Genomic DNA, 16,210 nt, shown 5'->3' with positions numbered 1-16,210 from the left:
CCTCTTAAGCCTTGAAGGCTGATCGACTCAGAGAACCTTGAGGTCGATCGCCGAGGTCTTGCCGCGCTGGCTTTCCAGCTCGTATTCGACCTTGGCGTTCTCATCGAGGCCCTGAAGTCCGGCCTTCTGAACGGCGGTGATATGGACGAAAACGTCCTGACCGCCGGTATCGGGTTGGATGAAGCCGAAGCCCTTTGTGGGGTTGAACCACTTGACCGTGCCGGTCGCCATGTCTGCGTCTCCGTCAACGCGCTTTTCCAGGCGGATCCCCATCAGGGTGACCCGACAATCCATCTGGACAGCTCGTTCAGGCGAAGGAGCGAAACGCGGGTGTGGACCCCACGCAAAATCCGGACTGTATCGATGTTGTCACCCGGCTTTTCGAGGCGGTCAACAGCAAAGCGATTCGCACGGGACGCATTCAGGATTAACGGCAGATGCCCCGGGCGGCGCCGTCGATGTGCAGATGGTTGGCGTGGGCGGCGTTGTAGTCGGGCGTCAGGACCGTCGAAAACAGGCGGCAGGCCCCGTCGCGCAAGGCGTGCAGATAGCGCGCGCCCGCCTCGCCGACCGGTCCCTGACCGCGCCAGTCGTTCAGCACGCTGACGGTTCGACCGTCCTTCAGGGTGACGCCTGCGACGTCCAGCGCATTGGCCCTGGCGTGTTCGCTGGGCCGCTCCTGCTCGTCCTGTGAGCCATAGATGCGGCGGCAGGAATAGGTTCCGTAATTCTCCACCCGCGCCGGCGCCGAACCCAGGATATCGCGCGACGCCGGGCGCAGCACCTGCCGGTCCCAGATGACGTAGCGGACGGCCAGAGGGCACTGCATGACGACGCCGGCCGGCGCCAGCGGCGTCACCTCGCCGCCCGTGATCCGCACCGCCCCGCGCACCACGCAGAAGCCGCCGTCGTCGCGGTCGGCCGCCCGTTCGACCTGAACCCCCGCATTGCGCAAGGCCTGCATACAGGCCTCTGTCGCGCCCTCCACGGCCTGGGGCGTCGCGGCGGTCGGCACGTCGAAGGCGGCGACCTTGGCCGAGGTCGCACGCCCCAGGGGTCGGTCCAGATCCAGCGGCTTCCACGGCAGATCCTGTGGCGGAGCGAAGACGTTCAGCAGGGCGAAGGCCGAGCAGACAAGCAGCGCCAGCTCCCACACCAGATTCCACATGTCCGCCAGATCGCGCTTCATTCGGCCCCGTCACGGGCCGGACGGGCCCGACGCCTTAACGCCCAGCTTCGCCGTCGGCTCCCTGCGAACGCACACCCCTTGCCCGCAGGCCCCGTCCGGCCCACTCTTTCACCATGGGAAAGAAATCAGACGCCTATGAAGCCGAGCTGGAGCAGATTCAGCTGGCCATCGTCCAGACCCAGGCCTGGAGCATCGAACACGGCTCGCGCGTGGTCATCGTGCTGGAGGGTCGCGACACCGCCGGCAAGGACGGGGCGATCAAGCGGCTGACCGAACACATGTCACCGCGCCAGACCCGCGTCATCGCCCTGCCCAAGCCCAGCGACCGCGAAACCAGCCAATGGTATTTCCAGCGCTATGTCCCCCACCTGCCGGGCGCGGGCGAGACGGTGATCTTCAACCGGTCCTGGTACAACCGCGCCGGGGTCGAGCCGGTCATGGGATACTGCAAGCCCGAGCAGTACGCCCAGTTCATGACCGACGCCCCGCGCTTCGAGCGGATGCTGACCGACGACGGGATCATCCTGATCAAGATCTGGCTGGACATCTCGCGCGAGGAACAGGCCAAACGGCTGAAGGAACGCCGCACCGACCCGTTGAAGAAGTTCAAGCTGTCGTCGCTGGATGCCGAGGCCGAGGCGCGGTTCGACGCCTATTCCGACGCCCGCGACCGCATGCTGGACGAGACGGATCGCCCCTTCGCGCCCTGGGTCGTCGTGGCCACCGACGACAAGAAGACGGCGCGTCTGAACATCGGCCGCTACATCCTGTCGATCCTGAATCACACCAGCGTCGAGGTGAAGAAGCCGGATCCGAAAGTGGTCCTCAGCGCCGCCAAGGCCAAGGGCAAGCTGGCGCGCTGATCGGCCTCAGGCCGTCCTGATTATTCCACCCGTCGCCGCCACCGGCCAGGGCGTCAATCGTCCGCCCGCACAGGGGCCGCCCTTGCACTCGCCGGTCAGCGGCTCGAACACCGCTCCGTGCCAGCCGCAAAGGATCAAGGATCCGTCGGGCGTCAGATAGCGGTCGATCTCCATGGCGATGGGAAAGCCCGCATGGGGGCAGCGATCAACCCAGCCGGCGACCTGACCGTCCTTGCGCACCACGAAGCCGTGGAAGAAGGCCTCGCCGATCTGGAGCACGAAACCGCGCGAGCCGGGGTCGGCGATGTCGCCCTCGGCGCACAGGGCCACGCCCGGCGGCGTCTTCCAGACCCGCTTGCGCTCGGCCGGGACCTCCTCAGACACGTTCGGCCTTCAATGGACGCGACAACAGGCCGTCGATCAGGCCGTCCACGTCGATCTCGCCGGCCAGCAGGGCGGCGACGCCTTCGGAGATCGGGATTTCCACGCCCAGGCGCGCGGCCAGTTCGCGCACGGCCGGCGCGCTCTCATAGCCTTCGGCCACCGACCGTTTGCCGGCCAGGGCCTGTTCCACCGTCTGCCCCTGGCCCAGGGCCAGACCCAGGCTCATGTTGCGCGATTGGGGGCTGGAACAGGTCAGAACGAGGTCGCCCAGGCCGCACAGGCCCGCCACCGTCTCGGCCTGACCGCCCATGGCGACGGCGAGGCGGGTCATTTCCGCAAAGCCGCGCGTGATCAGGGCGGCGTGGGCGCTGCGGCCCAGCTGACGCCCCTCGGAAATGCCGCAGGCGATGGCCAGCACATTCTTCAGCGCGCCGCCCGCCTCGGCGCCGACCAGATCGGTGGCCAGATAGGGCCGGAAGCCCGGCGCCGACAGGGTGTTCAGCAGGGCCTCGCCCAGCGCCGCATCGGCGCAGGCCAGGGTGACGGCGGTGGGCAGGCCGCGCGACACCTCGCCCGCGAAACTGGGGCCGGACAGGACGGCGGCAGGCGCGTCCGGCAGGGTCTCGGCCAGCACCTCGGTCATCAACTTCATCGTGCCGCGCTCGACCCCCTTGGAGCACAGCACCACCGGCACGCCGGCGCGATAGTGGGGCGCAAACGCCGTCAGCGTCGCCCGCATATGCTGGGCAGGCGGCACGGCCAGGATCACGTCGCAGTCGGCCAGGTCGCCCAGATCGGCCGTGAACTTCAGTGCGTCGGCCAGCGGCACGCCGGGCAGATACAGGTCGTTGGCCCGCGTCGCCCGCAGGGTCTCGACCAACTGCTGCTCGCGCGCTTGCAAGGTCGTGTCCAGACCCGCCCGAACGCAGACCTGCGCCAGGGCCGTGCCCCAGGCGCCCGCGCCGATGACCCCTGCCGTGCGGAATTCCATACGCCCTCCCGAAGCTTCTTTATCGTTCACGCCTTGGCGCCTTTGCGGCCCGGCTTGTGCGAAGGATCGGACAGGGCGCGCGCTTCGTCCAGCGGCCATCGCGGCCGTGCGACGACGTCGATGTCGCTGGTCAGTCCCAGCGCCAGCCGCTCCGCCCCCGCCAAGGCGATCATCGCCGCATTGTCGGTGCAATAGGCCATGGGCGGGGCCAGGAAGTCGAAGCCGTGTTTCGCCGCTGTCGCCTGTAGCGTGGCGCGGATGGTCTTGTTGGCCGCCACGCCTCCGGCCACCACGAACAGCCGGTGCTCATGGGTCTCGGCATAGGCCGCCAGCGCCCGCTCGGACCGATCCGACAGCTGGCGCGCGATGGCGTTCTGGACCGCGTCGGCCAGGTCCGCCTTGTCCTGCTCCGTCTCGCACGTCTGGGCGATGCGGAAGGCCGCCGTCTTCAGGCCCGAGAAAGAGAAATCGCAATCCTTGCGGCCCAGCAGGGCGCGCGGCAGGTCGAACCGCGACCCATCGCCCTGCATCGCCAGCCGTTCCAGCGCCGGCCCGCCCGGATAACCCAGCCTCAGGGCCTTTGCGATCTTGTCGAAAGCCTCACCCGCCGCGTCATCGATTGTGGCGCCGATGCGGCTCATGTCGCCGATGCCGCGCACCTCCAGAAGCTGGCAATGGCCGCCCGACACCAGCAGCAGCAGAAACGGATAGGCCACCTCCGCCCCCAGCCGAGCCGATACCGCATGGCCTTCCAGATGGTTGACCGCGACCAGAGGCAGGCCACGCGCCAGGGCCGCCGCCTTGCCGAAGCTCAGCCCCACCATGACCCCGCCGACCAGGCCCGGCCCGGCCGTCGCCGCGATCCCGTCCAGCCCGTCATAGCCCATGTCCGCCTCGGACATTGCGCGACGCGTGACCTCGGCGATCATCTCCACATGGCTGCGCGCCGCAATCTCGGGCACCACGCCGCCATAGGCCGCATGATCGTCGATCTGGCTGTGAACGACCGAGGACAGCACCTCGGCCCGCCCGCCGGTCAGGCGCACGACCGAGGCCGCGGTCTCGTCGCAACTGGTCTCCAAGCCCAGCACCGTCAGAGCCCGGACATCGCGTCCAGTTGCTGACTTGGCGCCGCTGCTATAGTCGGCGGACATCTCCATCGGGTCGAGGTAGCGACCCGGCGACCGGTGCGCAACGCTCATGACCTTTCCTCTCCGCATCGGCACCCGGCGTTCCAAGCTGGCCCTGGCCCAGTCCGGCATGATGCAGCGCGCCATCGGCCGCGCCCTGAACGTGCCCGAGGCCGAGATCGAGACCGCCATTCCCCTGGTCGAGATCGTCACCACCGGCGACCGCATTCAGGACCGCCGCCTGCTGGAAATCGGCGGCAAGGCCCTGTTCACAAAGGAGATCGAGGAGGCGCTACTGGCCGGCCGGATCGACATCGCCATCCATTCGATGAAGGACGTCCCCGCCGAACAGCCGCAGGGCCTGTGCATCGCCGCCATCCCCGAACGTGAGGACGCGCGCGACGCCTTCATCAGCCGCGACTTCGACAGTTTCGATACCCTGCCCTTCGGCGCCCGCCTGGGCACCGCCAGCCTGCGTCGCCAGGCCCAGGCCCTGGCCCTGCGGCCCGACCTGAAGGTCGAGATGCTGCGCGGCAACATCGACACCCGGCTGCGCCGCGCGGCCGAGGGGGATTTCGACGCCATCCTTCTGGCGGTGTCAGGCATGACGCGCCTGGGCGTCACCGAACACATCCGCGAGAAACTGTCGCTGGACGCCTTCCTGCCCGCGCCGGGCCAGGGCGCCCTGGCCATTCAGACTCGCGCCGCCGATATCGACGCGCCCCTGAACGCTCAGTGGGTCGCCGCCCTGAACCACCCCGAGACCGCCATCGCCGTCGCCGCCGAGCGCGGGGCGATGACGGCGCTGGAAGGGTCGTGCCGCACCGCCGTGGGCGCCTACGCCCTGATCGCCAACGATGCGCTGCATTTGACCACCGAGATGCTCAGCCCCGACGGATCGGCGCGTTGGCGACGCGTCGGCGACCTGCCCCAACCCACCGAAGCCGACGCCCGCGCCCTGGGCCAGCGATTGGGCGGCGAGGTCCACGCTTCCGCCGGCGATCAGGAGGTCGATCCCGCGACCCTGGACGGATGACCGCCCCCAACGCAGAAGCCAGGCCCGCCCGCATCTGGATCACTCGCGCCGAGCCCGGCGCCGCCCGCACCGCCGCACGCCTGCAAGCCATGGGGCTGGAGCCGATCATCGCCCCCCTGCTGACGATCCAGAACCTGACCCCGCCCGTCCCTGACCTGGCTCCCTTCGACGCGCTGGCCTTCACCAGCATCAACGGCGTCGCAGCCTTCGCCGCCCTGACGCCCGAACGCGACCGCCCGGTCTTCGCCGTCGGCGACGCCACCGCCCAGGCCGCCCGCGACGCCGGCTTCGACGATGTCCGTTCCGCCTCCGGCGACCTCCATGCCCTCGCCCGCCTGATCGCCTCCGAGCTGAGCGACGCCTCCGTGCTGGTCCCGCAAGCCGAAACCCCCGCCGGCGACTTCGACGCCGCCCTGGTCATCGCCGGCGCCCGCTACATCTCGATCCAGCCCCTGATCGTCTATCGCGCCCAGCGCACGTCAGCAGCCATACCCACGACATTCGACGCGATCCTGATCCACTCCCCCCGCGCGGCGAAGATCCTGGCCGAACAGGACATCGTCCGGCTGTCGCACGCCGTCACGGCCTGTATCTCCCCCGCCGCCGCCGCCCCGCTGATCGCCCTGGGTCTGACGCCGGCTGTGGCCGAAACGCCCGACGAAGCCTCATTGCTCGCGATCTTGAAAGCGGCGCTTGGCAAGCGCGACACGGCCGTATAAAGACCCCGTCTCGCGCGGACTGCTTCGTCCGTCGCAACCGGGCCGCTTTAGCTCAGCCGGTAGAGCACATCATTCGTAATGATGGGGTCAGGTGTTCGAGTCACCTAAGCGGCACCACCTTTTCCTTAGACGCGCACGGCGTCGGGATCAGGCGAGGCGGGCGTCGAAGACACCCCCGATAGTTGAATTCACCACCATCAGAACACGTATGAATCCCTAGGCGGCAAGCTTTGGCTTGACGGGGTTGGCGTTTTGGGGCCATGGCGCCGCATTAGTCCTGTCCGTAGGCCCAAATGAACGACGCAGTAGATCCCGTAGACATCGCCATCGGCGGACGCATCCGCGCGCGTCGCGAAGAACTTCGTATCACCCAGGCGCAGTTGGCCGCAGGCGCCGGCGTCACCTTCCAGCAGATTCAGAAGTATGAGCGGGGCGTCAATCGCGTGTCCGCCGCCCGTCTTCTGCAGATCGCCTCGGTTCTGAAGTCGACCGGCGCCGCCCTGCTGGGCGAGTTGGAAACGGCCGAGGGCGACGAGCTTGCGCTGGCCGCCCCGGGCGTCGCCGAACTGCTGGCCGCCTTCCGCGGGATCAAGGACGCCGCGCAACGCGACGCCCTTCTGACCGTAGCCAAGGGCCTGCGCGGCTGATCAGGCGCGGTTGCTGACGCTCTTCAGCAACTGCTCCACCTCGTCTCGACGGTCCGACGACGCCTCCAGCGCCGTGCCGGCGAGCCATGACTGAATGGCGTCCAGCGCGCGCATGTCGCGGCCGTCCGAACGGCCCGCGTCCGCCAGGCTCTGGCGAATGATCTCGATCATGCAGACCGCCTCGACCGCCGTGCTGGGCGCATGATCCAGCAGGGTGGTTTCGGCCGCCTCCATCGGCGCAAGGTCCAGCTCGACCAGCAGGTTCTCGCCGCTGGCAGACAGGGATTGCGATCCGACCTGTTGAGCCAGATTGGCGGTCTCCAGCCACGAACGGAACAGGGGCATGAAGGCGGTGGGGGTTTGGGTGTTCATTGGACTGTGACCTTGTGTGGCGCGCGGACGGGCGCGCGCCGTGATTTGGGATGGGCGTAGGGGGCGGCACGCGCCTCCCAGACACCAAAGAGGGCGAGAAGCAGGAGTTCGAACCAGACAACCATTCGGGTCGACACGATCGACCAGAGAAGGGCGTCGGAACCGGCGATGCCGGCGAGATGGGTCGAGACCGCGATGAGCTGAGCGCCGGCCGCCAAAAGCAGCCACCAGCGGTCGTATCGCAGCGCCAGGCCCACCAGCAGGCAGAACATGGCGAACGACAGTCCCGCCACCCCCCATCGGAAATGTCCGATGAACAGGTGATCGACCAATGGCGTGCCCCACTGCAAGGCGAACAGGGCGAGGACGACGATCCGCTCGGGCGTGCGGCCTTTCCACAGCAGAAGCGCCATGACCGCGTAGGTCAGACCCTCCAGCAGCAAGGATAGCGGCGACCACATTCCGGCGCGATCAAGCGGCGACGGCTAGAACCGGGGCGAACCCAGTGGGTTTGACGGTCTTGTCCTCGCGAGGACCGTCCATGTACCAGCCGACCTGGTGTTCGTCGGCGACCTGGGCCAGTTCGCCGTGACTGGCGATGACCGCGCCGCGAACCTCGGCGAGTTGGCTGAGGCCGCGAACCATATTGGCCAGGGCCTCCTGTCCGACTTCCGCCGCCAGCCGGGCCTCGACCCGACCCTCCAGCGCCGTCTGGACCAGCCGACAGACCTCGATCATCGCCTGATCGACGGCGTGTTCGGCGGTTCTGACCTGTCGCGCCACGCGGACGCCGACGTGCATGTTCTTCATTGGCTCATCTCCCGTTAAGCCGTTTGGTCAGCGCATTTCAGCGGGAGCGAGCCGGTCGAAAAGGGATGGAACCACCATGCCCGCCGTCACGATCCCGATGGCGAACAGAAGAGCGATGGCGGCCCCGGCGACGATGACCCCCACTCTCGCCAGAGCGCCCCGTGGCGGCGCCGGCAGAAGCCAGGAAGTCGTTCGGTCGGAAACCGCATCGTCCGACTGTTCGGCCGACGTGGGATCATTCAGCGGATCAGGGCCGGTGTTGGGAATGAGTATCGACGCCTCTGAGTAGACGCTACTCAGCCGGCGCGCGGCCAGCTTGCGATCCGAAACGCCCAGTTTGGCGTAGGCGCGATGCAGGTGATTGCCGACGGTGCGAGGCGAAATGTCGAGACGCGCAGCGATCTCCTTGTCCTCTAGGCCCTGGCCGGCGAGGTGGACACATTCGCTTTCTCTCGTGGTCAGGCTGTCAGGCATTTGATCCCCCGCATCCTGTTTACCCTAAAATCCACCGGTGTCAGCCGATCTGCTTAGCTTGCAAACCACTTTCCGTCTCATCGCGCGATGTCAGATCACTTGAACATATAAGCATATCTTTATATGTCTGACCGCCTGACACAGACAGGAGCCTCTCTTGGCCGCTCGTTCTTCCTTCCTCTTCACCTCGGAAAGCGTTTCCGAAGGTCACCCCGACAAGGTCGCAGACCGCATCTCCGACACCGTCGTGGACGCCTTCCTGGCCAAGGATCCCGAGGCGCGCGTGGCGTGCGAGACCTTGGTCACGACCCAGCGCATCGTCCTGGCCGGCGAAGTCCGCGCCACCCGGCCGGGCGCCACCAAGGAAGAGAACGAGGCCTTCACCCAGGCCATCATCGACAGCCTGGAGCCGCTGGTCCGCGCCGCAGTCAAGGACATCGGCTATGAGCAGGACGGCTTCCACTGGGAGACGGCCGAATACGCCTGCCACCTTCACGCCCAGTCGGCCGACATCGCCGTCGGCGTCGACTCGACCAATGAGAAGGACGAGGGCGCGGGCGACCAGGGCATCATGTTCGGCTATGCGTCGAACGAGACGCCGGAACTGATGCCGGCGACCCTGCAGTACAGCCACAACATCCTGAAGCGGCTGGCCGAGGTCCGCCACGCCGGCGGTTCGCAGCTGGAGCCGGACGCCAAAAGCCAGGTGACGATCGAATACCAGGACGGCAAGCCGGTTCGCGCCACCTCGATCGTCCTGTCGACCCAGCACGCCAAGGGCCTCAGCTCCGAACAGGTCGCCGAGATCGTCAAACCCTATATTCTCGAAGTGCTGCCGGAAGGCTTCACCGACGAGAACACCGTCTGGCACATCAACCCGACCGGTATCTTCGAGATCGGCGGACCTGACGGCGACGCAGGCCTGACCGGCCGCAAGATCATCGTCGATACCTACGGTGGCGCGGCGCCCCACGGCGGCGGCGCCTTCTCGGGCAAGGACCCGACCAAGGTGGACCGTTCGGCCGCCTATGCCTGCCGCTACCTGGCCAAGAATGTGGTCGCGGCGGGTCTGGCCGACCGCTGCACCATCCAGATCTCCTACGCCATCGGCGTGGCCAAGCCCCAGTCGATCCACGTCGATCTGCACGGCACCGGCAAGATTTCGGAAGCGGTGCTGGAAGACAAGATCCTGGACCTGATCGGCGGCGCCACGCCGCGTGCGATCCGTGAGCATCTGAAGCTGAACAAGCCGATCTACGCCCGCTCGGCCGCCTATGGCCACTTCGGCCGCGAGCCCGATGCGGACGGCGGTTTCAGCTGGGAAAAGACCGACCTGGTCGATCAGCTCAAAGCGCTGGCTTAAGGCTTTAAGCGGCCTGGTCCACGACCAGGCCGCGCACGCCGGTCAGATTGGCGTCGGTCAGATCGGCCTGACGGGTCTGGGCGCCGTGCATCGTCGCACGCCCCAGGTCGGCGCCGATCAGGACCGCGCGCTTCAGATCGGCGCCCGACAGGTCCGCGCCACGCAGCACAGCCCCCGTCAGATCGGCCGGCATCAGGCGATCGGCGGTGATCAGCAACGGTCCCAACTGCGCCTCGCGCATGTCCGCACCGTTCAGCCTGGCCCCCTTCAGACGCGCCCCGCGCAAATCAGCGCGACGCAGTTTGGCGGACCTCAGATCGGCGTTTTCAAGCTGGGCGCCCTGTAGCTGCACCCCCTCCATGTCCAGACCATAGAAAACTGCCCCCTTGGCCGACAAGGCGGTCAGGTTCAGCCCCGTGATCGACTTCAACGGACGCAGATCGACACCATCGAACACCGAAGGCTGCCCCTCGGACCCGCCGGTCTCGCACCAGCGGGCGTGTTCGCGCAGCATTTCGGCGGCGGGCATCCTGTCCACGGATTCACACGACGATTTGTTGTCCGTAAGCGCGCCCTGCATGTCCGCGCCGTCCGCGCGCCACATGGTCATCTTGCAGCCCACCAGGATGGCGTCGCGCAGATCCGCGCCTGACAGGTCCGCGCCCGACAGGTCGGCCCCGGCGAGATCCGTGCCCCGGAAGTTGGCCTGTTTCAGATTGGCCCGGACCAGCTTGCAGTCCTTCATCACCGCGCCGGAGAAGTCGGCCTTCATGGCGATGACGCCCGACATCTTGGAGCGTTGCAGATTGGCGCCGGACAGGTTGGCGCCCACGGCTTCGGTCTCTTCGCGATGACGCGGCTCGATGACCCTGAAGCCCAGCCGGGCGTCGGCGGCGGCGATGGCGCCTTCGCGGAGATCGGCCTCGAACATGTCGGCGCCCGACAGGTCCGCGCCGCGCAAACAGGCGCCGCGCAGGTCCGCACGTCGCAGGCTGGCCTCGGCCAGGATCGCGTCCTGCATGTCCGCGCCGAAGAAGTTGGCGTTGTCGAGCTTGGCCCCCGTCAGGTCGCAGCCCTCCAGGCAGGCGGCGGCGAAGTCGGCGTCGGCGAGATTGCGGCCCTTCAGACTGAGCCCGGACAGATCCATCCAGGCGAAGACCGCACGGGCGCCGCCGGGTCGAGCCTGGAACAGCCGGTCATGCCGGGCGCAGACCAGGTCCAGCTCCGCCTGCGTCAGGCGTTTTCTCACGATGGGTTCCGCCAGTGCCATTTCGACACATTGCGCCCGTCTGACTTAAGAAACCCTTGAACGACAGCCGGTTGTCAGACGCTGAGCAGGCCCTGCTCCTCCAATGCCTCTGCAAGCTCTCCAGAGCCGGTCCACAGGCGCGTGTAGCCCGCTTCGCCCAGCCGCTTCAGTTCGGTGACCAGATCGGCCTTGGGCGAGGCGACGAAGCGGCCGTCGAAGCCGACGCCGTCCTCGCTGATCCGCACCATGGGCCGGCCGGTTTCCAGCCGGTGCAGGAAGCCTTCGCACAGGGGCGCCCCCTCCTCGCACATCAGGCCGGTCTCGACGGTCAGGCCTTGCGCGCGCAGCCGCTCGGTGCCGCGTCCAGCGGCGAAGGGCGACGGGTCCAGACAGGCGATGACCACCCGCGCCACCCCGGCCTCGGTCAGGAAGTGGGCGCACGACTTGCGGCCCGACGACCGAGCGCCGCACGGCTCCAGCGTGACATAGACGGTCGAACCGACGACATAGGCGCCGGCGGCGGGCACGGCCTGCTCCTCGGCATGGGGACGGCCGCCCGGGGCGGTGGCGGCCTGGGCGATCACCCGGCCGTCCTTGACGATGACGCAGCCGACCGCCGGATTGGGCCAGGTCTCGCCCATACGCCCCTTCGCCAGCGCGATGGCCTGGGCCATGAAAGCCTGGTCGGCTGCGCTCCAGCTCATGATGCGGTCGGCAGCGCTTCGGCGCGGGCGGCGTCGAGATAGCGGGCGGCGGTCGGCTTCAGATCCGCGTCCAGATCGATCTCCAGCGGATTGCCCGTGGGGATCTCGACCCCGACGATCTGATCGTCCGGCACGCCGAACAGCAGTTTGACGATGGCCCGCAGGGAGTTGCCGTGGGCGGCGATCAGCACGTCCTCGCCCGCCTTCAGGCGCGGCGCGATCTCGGCGTCCCAATAGGGCTTGACCCGGTCCAGCGTGGTCTTCAGGCTTTCGGTGTCGGGAATGGCCTTGCCGGCATAGCGGGGGTCGGCGTTGAAATCGAACTCGCCGCCGGGCGCCAGCGGGGGCGGCGGCACGTCATAGCTGCGGCGCCAGACCTTGACCTGGTCCTCGCCGTGCTTCTGCGCCGTCTCGGCCTTGTTGAGCCCCGTCAGGCCGCCATAGTGGCGCTCGTTCAGGCGCCAGTCCTCGATCACCGGCACGTCGGTCAGGCCCGCCGACTGCAGCGCCAGGGCGCCGGTGCGCTGGGCGCGCGTCAAAACCGAGGTGAACATGACCGCCGGCTTGAACCCTGCCTCGGCGATCAGCTCGCCGCCGTGACGCGCCTGGGCCTCGCCCTCCGCCGTCAGATCGACGTCGACCCAGCCGGTGAAGCGGTTTTCGAGGTTCCACTGGCTCTGGCCATGGCGGAGCAGGATCAGGCGCGGCATTCGGTCGGTCCTTTGGAATACGGCCTTTCGGGGTAGGACGCCCTCCCAAGTCGGTCAAGGCTCGCCGGGACCAGGCCGCCAGCTCTGCTTGTCGCACCGGACACACAGAGGTAACAGTCGACCGATGTCTGACCGTCTGTTCTTCCCCTTGGCGCTTGCCGCCGCCGTCGTGATGATCGCGCTGGCGACCGTCTGGCCGTAGGGCGGGCCGCAGCGCGCGCCCCATCCTTCGCCCTTGTCGCCTAGAACAGGATCTTGCGCAGGTTGATGCGGAACACTCGCCCCTGCGGGTCCAGATAGTCCCGCTGATAGTTGACCGGCGTGGCCCCGTCGCTGCTGGTCACCGAAACCCGGTCGTCAAAGATGTTCTGAACCCCGAAGCCGATCCGCGTTCCCTTCAGGATCGGGAAACGTTCGACCCACGACGTGCGCTGGGTCAGGTCGGCGAAGGCGAACAGGTTGACCGTCGTCCGTCCCGAGAAGTCCAGATCGGGCGAACCCAAGGCGTCGCCGTTGACCGTCGTGCCCGCACGCCAGTTGGCGTTGACGAAGGCGCCCAGCCCGTTCTTGAACAGGCCGGTCTGAAGCTGGACCTCATGGCGCGACTGTCCGCCCGAGCCGGAGATGGAGTCGCCGTTCAACAGGTCCAGCGGCGCCAGACCCTCGCGGATCACGACCTCGTCCTGGACGCGCCAGGTGTGGGTCAGCGACAGGTTGAACATGCCCTGGCCCGGCTGCATCCCCGGCCCACCGGAGCCGCGAAGCCGACCACCGCCGCCGGGGCCTCCATGGCCGCGTGGGCCGCCGCCCATCATCATGCCGCCGCCTGGGCGTCCGCCTGGCCCCGTTGCGGCCAGGGCAGGGTCGGCCTTGCCGAAGGGGCGCGAGAAGTTGAAGCCCCACTGAACATCCTGCTGCTCGCGCTTGAAGAAGTTCAGCGGGCGGGCGTCGATGGACAGCAGATTGCCGTCGGCGTCGCGCACGAACCGATCCGGCAGGGCCGCTTCAAGGTCGGGCGTGATCGTGGGGAAGCTGGAGATCTCGTCGTCCGCCTCGGTGCGGGTATAGGCCAGGTTCAGCCGGAAATCCCTGGCCGACATCGGCTGCCAGTTCACGCCCAGCTTGAGGATACGCCGATCCTCGGCCTTCAGATTGGGATCGCCGCCGGTGATCTGGTTGATCTCGACCGTCTGGCTGTTGCGGAAGTCGAAGACCGGGGTGTTGGGCGTCGACACCGTCGGATCGTTCAACTGCTGGACGGTGGGCGCCTTGCCTTCGTCGGAATAGTTGGCCGACAGCGACAGCCGTTCGACCGGCGTCCAGTTCAGGCCCGCGCCGAGCGACGACACGCCGCCGAAGTCGGACAGTTCCTCGTAGGCCAGGTTCAGATTGGCCGACAGGTCGCCGATCCTGGGTAGGATGCCCCGCTCGACACTGGAGATCGGCAGGTCGATGTTGGCCTGGACGCTGCCCGAGTTGCGCGACTGCGACCGATCCACGGCGACGCCCGAACGCACGCTCTCGGAGTCCAGCGACTGATAGCCGGCGCCGACCTTGAAGGTCGAGGTGATGTCGCCCGCCGGCAGCTCGTACGGGCGGCCGTTGAGCACCAGTTCGGCCGTCGCGCTCTGGGCCACCGAGTTCGCGGTGTCGCGCGGGCTCACCGTGGCCCGGCCGGTCAGGTCGCCGAAGGGATTGACCGTCAGGTCGCCGGCCGTCACTGCGGCCTGAAGTGCGATTTCGTCCACGCCCCGCCCAACCGAGGTGTCGGTCTCGACGCGGCTGTACTCCCCCGTCGCCGTCCAGCGCCAGTCGCCCACATAGCCGTCGAACACCGTGCCCAGTTCGGCGGTGCGCGTGTCGGTCTCGCGCGTCAGGGCGCCCGGCAGGTTCAGATAGCGGAACAGGACCGCGTCTGCGCCCGACGGCGAAAACGGATTGGTCCCCGGCACGTTCAGGCTCACGCCGGGCAGGCCCTGGTAGCTGAGGTTGCTTGCGTCCTCGACACTGCCGCTCAGCGTCATCCCGATCTTGTCGTTCAGATCATGCTTGTATGTGCCGGCCACCGACGCCTGCGCCGTCTTGGGCAACAGGGTGCGATAGGCGATCGCCTCCTGACCGTTCGCGCCGCCGCCCGCCGTGTCGCTGCGGTCGATGTCGCGCTCGGTCTCGAACAGGGTGTTGGCGGTCGTGCCGTTGATGTCCAGCGACCAGCGGTCGGTCCCGGCGATGCTCAGGACGTTGTTCTCGCTGGCGGTCGTGGTGCGGCCGCCCTGCTCGGGCCGGCTGACGTTGACCGAGGCGGTCAGGGACGTGAAGTCCGGCTTCAGGACGATGTTCACCACCCGCTGATTGGCGCTGTAGCCATAGGACAGCGCCGTCTCTTCCGGCAGGACGTCGAAACGGTCGATGGCCTCGGGCGGGATGCCGCGGATCTCGCGGAAGCCCGAGATGCGACGCCCATTGACCAGGAAGACCGGCGAGCCGCCACGCGCGCTGCGGGTCTGAGCTTCCAGCAGCGTGACCAGTTCGCCGATGTTGGTCGCGCCGAACGCCTGGATCTGGGCGGCGTCATAGGAAACGATCGGCTCCTGCCCGCCCAGGGCCACGCCGCGCCGCGCCGCCGTGACCTCGACATCAGGCAGCACCGTCGTGGGCTCTTCCTGTTGCACCTGGGGCTGGGCAGGTTGAACGACACCGGCGGTGGGGGCCAGCGCAAGCAGGAGAAGCGCGGTCTGGGTCATGGAACGACGATCCGGGAGAAGGTTTCAGACCCCCGTGGGACGGCACAAACATGGCCGGAAAACGACCCAATTCATGAAGTTTCAGAAAGCGTTGCACCCGTTCAACACCGCGAAAAAAGCCGCGAAGGAATTGGCGTTCTGGAACGTTGAACATGATCGTGGTGCGTTTGAAACGCCGCCCGAAAGGCGCGTTGTGCGACGACATCCGGGTTCGCCGTCGACCAACCCGTGAGTCGATCAAGGAAGACTCCGCGTTGACCGCCTCCGGGCTTTCGGCTATAGGCCCGCCCTCTTGAGATTTCCGCGCCGTGGACGTGTGCTCCGCGGCGTTTTCCGTTCGAAGGTTTGACATGGCCAACAACCCCGGCGCCCGCAAGGCGATCCGCAAGATCGAAGCGCGTACCGAAGTGAACAAGGCGCGCCGTTCGCGCGTCCGCACCTATCTGCGCAAGTTCCAGGAAGCTCTGGCCGGTGGCGACGCCGCCGTCGCCAAGACCGCTTTCGTTGAAGCTCAATCCGAGCTGATGCGCGCAGTCTCCAAGGGCGTCGTTCACAAGAACACCGGCTCGCGCAAGGTGTCGCGCCTGGCCGCCCAGCTAAAGAAGCTGTCGGCCGCCTGAGCCAAATTTAATCCGACGCAGACGGAGCAGCTGTCGCTGTTTCGTTGTGGGATTATAAAGCAATATCAACGGCGAAGGCGCGCAAGCTCCTTCGCCGTTTTGCGTTGTGTCGCTAAGGTGCAATTTTGAAATCCGCGCTCGTCGAGCAGCAGTTCGCCAGAAATTCCAAGCAGGATCAGGGTTTGACGGAGTCAAACAATTTAAC

The 16,210-nt window shown here is 67.3% G+C and carries 20 protein-coding genes and 1 tRNA gene; 8 read left to right on the top strand and 13 right to left on the bottom strand.

The genetic code is table 11. From position 1 onward, the window contains the following. Positions 1-27: 27 nt before the first annotated feature. Both AC3ISA_RS08945 and AC3ISA_RS08940 read right to left on the bottom strand, forming a co-directional pair. Positions 28-231, bottom strand: coding sequence for a cold-shock protein (locus AC3ISA_RS08945; RefSeq protein WP_488814153.1), 204 nt, complete (start codon positions 229-231; stop codon positions 28-30). A 196-nt stretch (positions 232-427) separates the two neighbouring features. Further along, positions 428-1,189: an extensin-like domain-containing protein gene (locus tag AC3ISA_RS08940; protein ID WP_489177608.1), complete on the bottom strand. Its 762-nt coding sequence runs from the start codon at positions 1,187-1,189 to the stop codon at positions 428-430. Positions 1,190-1,302: 113 nt separating this feature from the next. Here AC3ISA_RS08940 and ppk2 point away from each other — a divergent pair, with 113 nt between their 5' ends. Next, positions 1,303-2,052, top strand: a complete 750-nt coding sequence (gene ppk2, locus AC3ISA_RS08935; protein WP_489177607.1) for a polyphosphate kinase 2 — start codon at positions 1,303-1,305, stop codon at positions 2,050-2,052. A 6-nt stretch (positions 2,053-2,058) separates the two neighbouring features. On the opposite strand, the gene AC3ISA_RS08930 is transcribed toward ppk2, so the two are convergent. The 3 genes from AC3ISA_RS08930 to tsaD are packed head-to-tail and all read right to left on the bottom strand — an operon-like array spanning position 2,059 to position 4,581. After that, on the bottom strand, positions 2,059-2,436 hold the full coding sequence (locus tag AC3ISA_RS08930) for a Rieske (2Fe-2S) protein (protein WP_489177606.1): 378 nt from the start codon (positions 2,434-2,436) through the stop codon (positions 2,059-2,061). Beyond that, positions 2,429-3,427, bottom strand: a complete 999-nt coding sequence (locus tag AC3ISA_RS08925; protein WP_489177605.1) for an NAD(P)H-dependent glycerol-3-phosphate dehydrogenase — start codon at positions 3,425-3,427, stop codon at positions 2,429-2,431. The genes AC3ISA_RS08930 and AC3ISA_RS08925 overlap by 8 nt, the downstream gene beginning before the upstream one ends. A 26-nt stretch (positions 3,428-3,453) precedes the next feature. Beyond that, on the bottom strand, positions 3,454-4,581 hold the full coding sequence (gene tsaD / locus AC3ISA_RS08920) for a tRNA (adenosine(37)-N6)-threonylcarbamoyltransferase complex transferase subunit TsaD (RefSeq protein ID WP_489180085.1): 1,128 nt from the start codon (positions 4,579-4,581) through the stop codon (positions 3,454-3,456). A gap of 46 nt (positions 4,582-4,627) precedes the next feature. Between tsaD and hemC the strand changes: the two genes are divergently transcribed. From hemC to AC3ISA_RS08900, 4 genes are all read left to right on the top strand, one after another. Beyond that, complete coding sequence (hemC, locus tag AC3ISA_RS08915) at positions 4,628-5,593, top strand: hydroxymethylbilane synthase (protein ID WP_489177604.1); 966 nt, start codon at positions 4,628-4,630, stop codon at positions 5,591-5,593. Next, complete coding sequence (locus AC3ISA_RS08910; protein ID WP_489177603.1) at positions 5,590-6,312, top strand: uroporphyrinogen-III synthase; 723 nt, start codon at positions 5,590-5,592, stop codon at positions 6,310-6,312. The genes hemC and AC3ISA_RS08910 overlap by 4 nt, the downstream gene beginning before the upstream one ends. A gap of 41 nt (positions 6,313-6,353) precedes the next feature. Then, positions 6,354-6,429: transfer RNA gene (locus tag AC3ISA_RS08905), tRNA-Thr, on the top strand. A gap of 176 nt (positions 6,430-6,605) precedes the next feature. Beyond that, on the top strand, positions 6,606-6,959 hold the full coding sequence (locus AC3ISA_RS08900; RefSeq protein ID WP_159846652.1) for a helix-turn-helix domain-containing protein: 354 nt from the start codon (positions 6,606-6,608) through the stop codon (positions 6,957-6,959). Here the strand turns inward: AC3ISA_RS08900 and AC3ISA_RS08895 are convergent, their stop codons facing one another. Genes AC3ISA_RS08895 through AC3ISA_RS08880 form a run of 4 tightly spaced genes read right to left on the bottom strand, consistent with a single transcriptional unit; the run spans position 6,960 to position 8,615 of the window. Beyond that, on the bottom strand, positions 6,960-7,331 hold the full coding sequence (locus AC3ISA_RS08895; protein WP_372691303.1) for a hypothetical protein: 372 nt from the start codon (positions 7,329-7,331) through the stop codon (positions 6,960-6,962). Continuing rightward, positions 7,328-7,792 carry a hypothetical protein gene (locus AC3ISA_RS08890; RefSeq protein ID WP_372691304.1) on the bottom strand — a complete coding sequence of 155 codons (465 nt, stop codon included), beginning with the start codon at positions 7,790-7,792 and terminating at the stop codon, positions 7,328-7,330. The genes AC3ISA_RS08895 and AC3ISA_RS08890 overlap by 4 nt, the downstream gene beginning before the upstream one ends. A 10-nt stretch (positions 7,793-7,802) precedes the next feature. Beyond that, the gene (locus AC3ISA_RS08885; protein WP_489177602.1) at positions 7,803-8,141 is read right to left on the bottom strand and encodes a hypothetical protein; all 339 of its coding nucleotides are present in this window, start codon (positions 8,139-8,141) and stop codon (positions 7,803-7,805) included. Positions 8,142-8,168: 27 nt separating this feature from the next. Continuing rightward, positions 8,169-8,615: a helix-turn-helix domain-containing protein gene (locus AC3ISA_RS08880; protein ID WP_489177601.1), complete on the bottom strand. Its 447-nt coding sequence runs from the start codon at positions 8,613-8,615 to the stop codon at positions 8,169-8,171. A 157-nt stretch (positions 8,616-8,772) separates the two neighbouring features. Between AC3ISA_RS08880 and metK the strand changes: the two genes are divergently transcribed. Continuing rightward, on the top strand, positions 8,773-9,978 hold the full coding sequence (gene metK, locus AC3ISA_RS08875; RefSeq protein ID WP_489177600.1) for a methionine adenosyltransferase: 1,206 nt from the start codon (positions 8,773-8,775) through the stop codon (positions 9,976-9,978). A 4-nt stretch (positions 9,979-9,982) separates the two neighbouring features. Here metK and AC3ISA_RS08870 read toward each other — a convergent pair whose 3' ends face one another. The 4 genes from AC3ISA_RS08870 to AC3ISA_RS08855 all read right to left on the bottom strand — a co-directional run bounded on the left by AC3ISA_RS08870 (position 9,983) and on the right by AC3ISA_RS08855 (position 15,385). After that, positions 9,983-11,248: a pentapeptide repeat-containing protein gene (locus AC3ISA_RS08870; protein WP_489177599.1), complete on the bottom strand. Its 1,266-nt coding sequence runs from the start codon at positions 11,246-11,248 to the stop codon at positions 9,983-9,985. Positions 11,249-11,301: 53 nt separating this feature from the next. Next, positions 11,302-11,931, bottom strand: coding sequence for a bifunctional diaminohydroxyphosphoribosylaminopyrimidine deaminase/5-amino-6-(5-phosphoribosylamino)uracil reductase RibD (locus AC3ISA_RS08865; RefSeq protein WP_489177598.1), 630 nt, complete (start codon positions 11,929-11,931; stop codon positions 11,302-11,304). Beyond that, positions 11,928-12,641, bottom strand: a complete 714-nt coding sequence (gpmA, locus tag AC3ISA_RS08860; RefSeq protein ID WP_489177597.1) for a 2,3-diphosphoglycerate-dependent phosphoglycerate mutase — start codon at positions 12,639-12,641, stop codon at positions 11,928-11,930. The genes AC3ISA_RS08865 and gpmA overlap by 4 nt, the downstream gene beginning before the upstream one ends. A gap of 242 nt (positions 12,642-12,883) precedes the next feature. Continuing rightward, entirely contained in the window at positions 12,884-15,385 is a 2,502-nt protein-coding gene (locus AC3ISA_RS08855; RefSeq protein WP_489177596.1) for a TonB-dependent receptor plug domain-containing protein, read from the bottom strand. Positions 15,386-15,458: 73 nt separating this feature from the next. On the opposite strand from AC3ISA_RS08855, the gene AC3ISA_RS08850 reads away from it, so the two are divergent. Further along, a complete protein-coding gene (locus AC3ISA_RS08850; protein ID WP_489177595.1) occupies positions 15,459-15,617 on the top strand; it encodes a hypothetical protein in 159 nt (52 codons plus the stop codon). A gap of 118 nt (positions 15,618-15,735) precedes the next feature. Then, complete coding sequence (gene rpsT / locus AC3ISA_RS08845) at positions 15,736-16,005, top strand: 30S ribosomal protein S20 (protein ID WP_135194610.1); 270 nt, start codon at positions 15,736-15,738, stop codon at positions 16,003-16,005. Positions 16,006-16,210 lie beyond the last annotated feature (205 nt).

It is taken from the genome of Brevundimonas sp. KH_058, from assembly GCF_057838505.1.
Note: the sequence above shows the minus strand (reverse complement) of the source record. Positions and strands in the feature narration are given on the sequence as shown.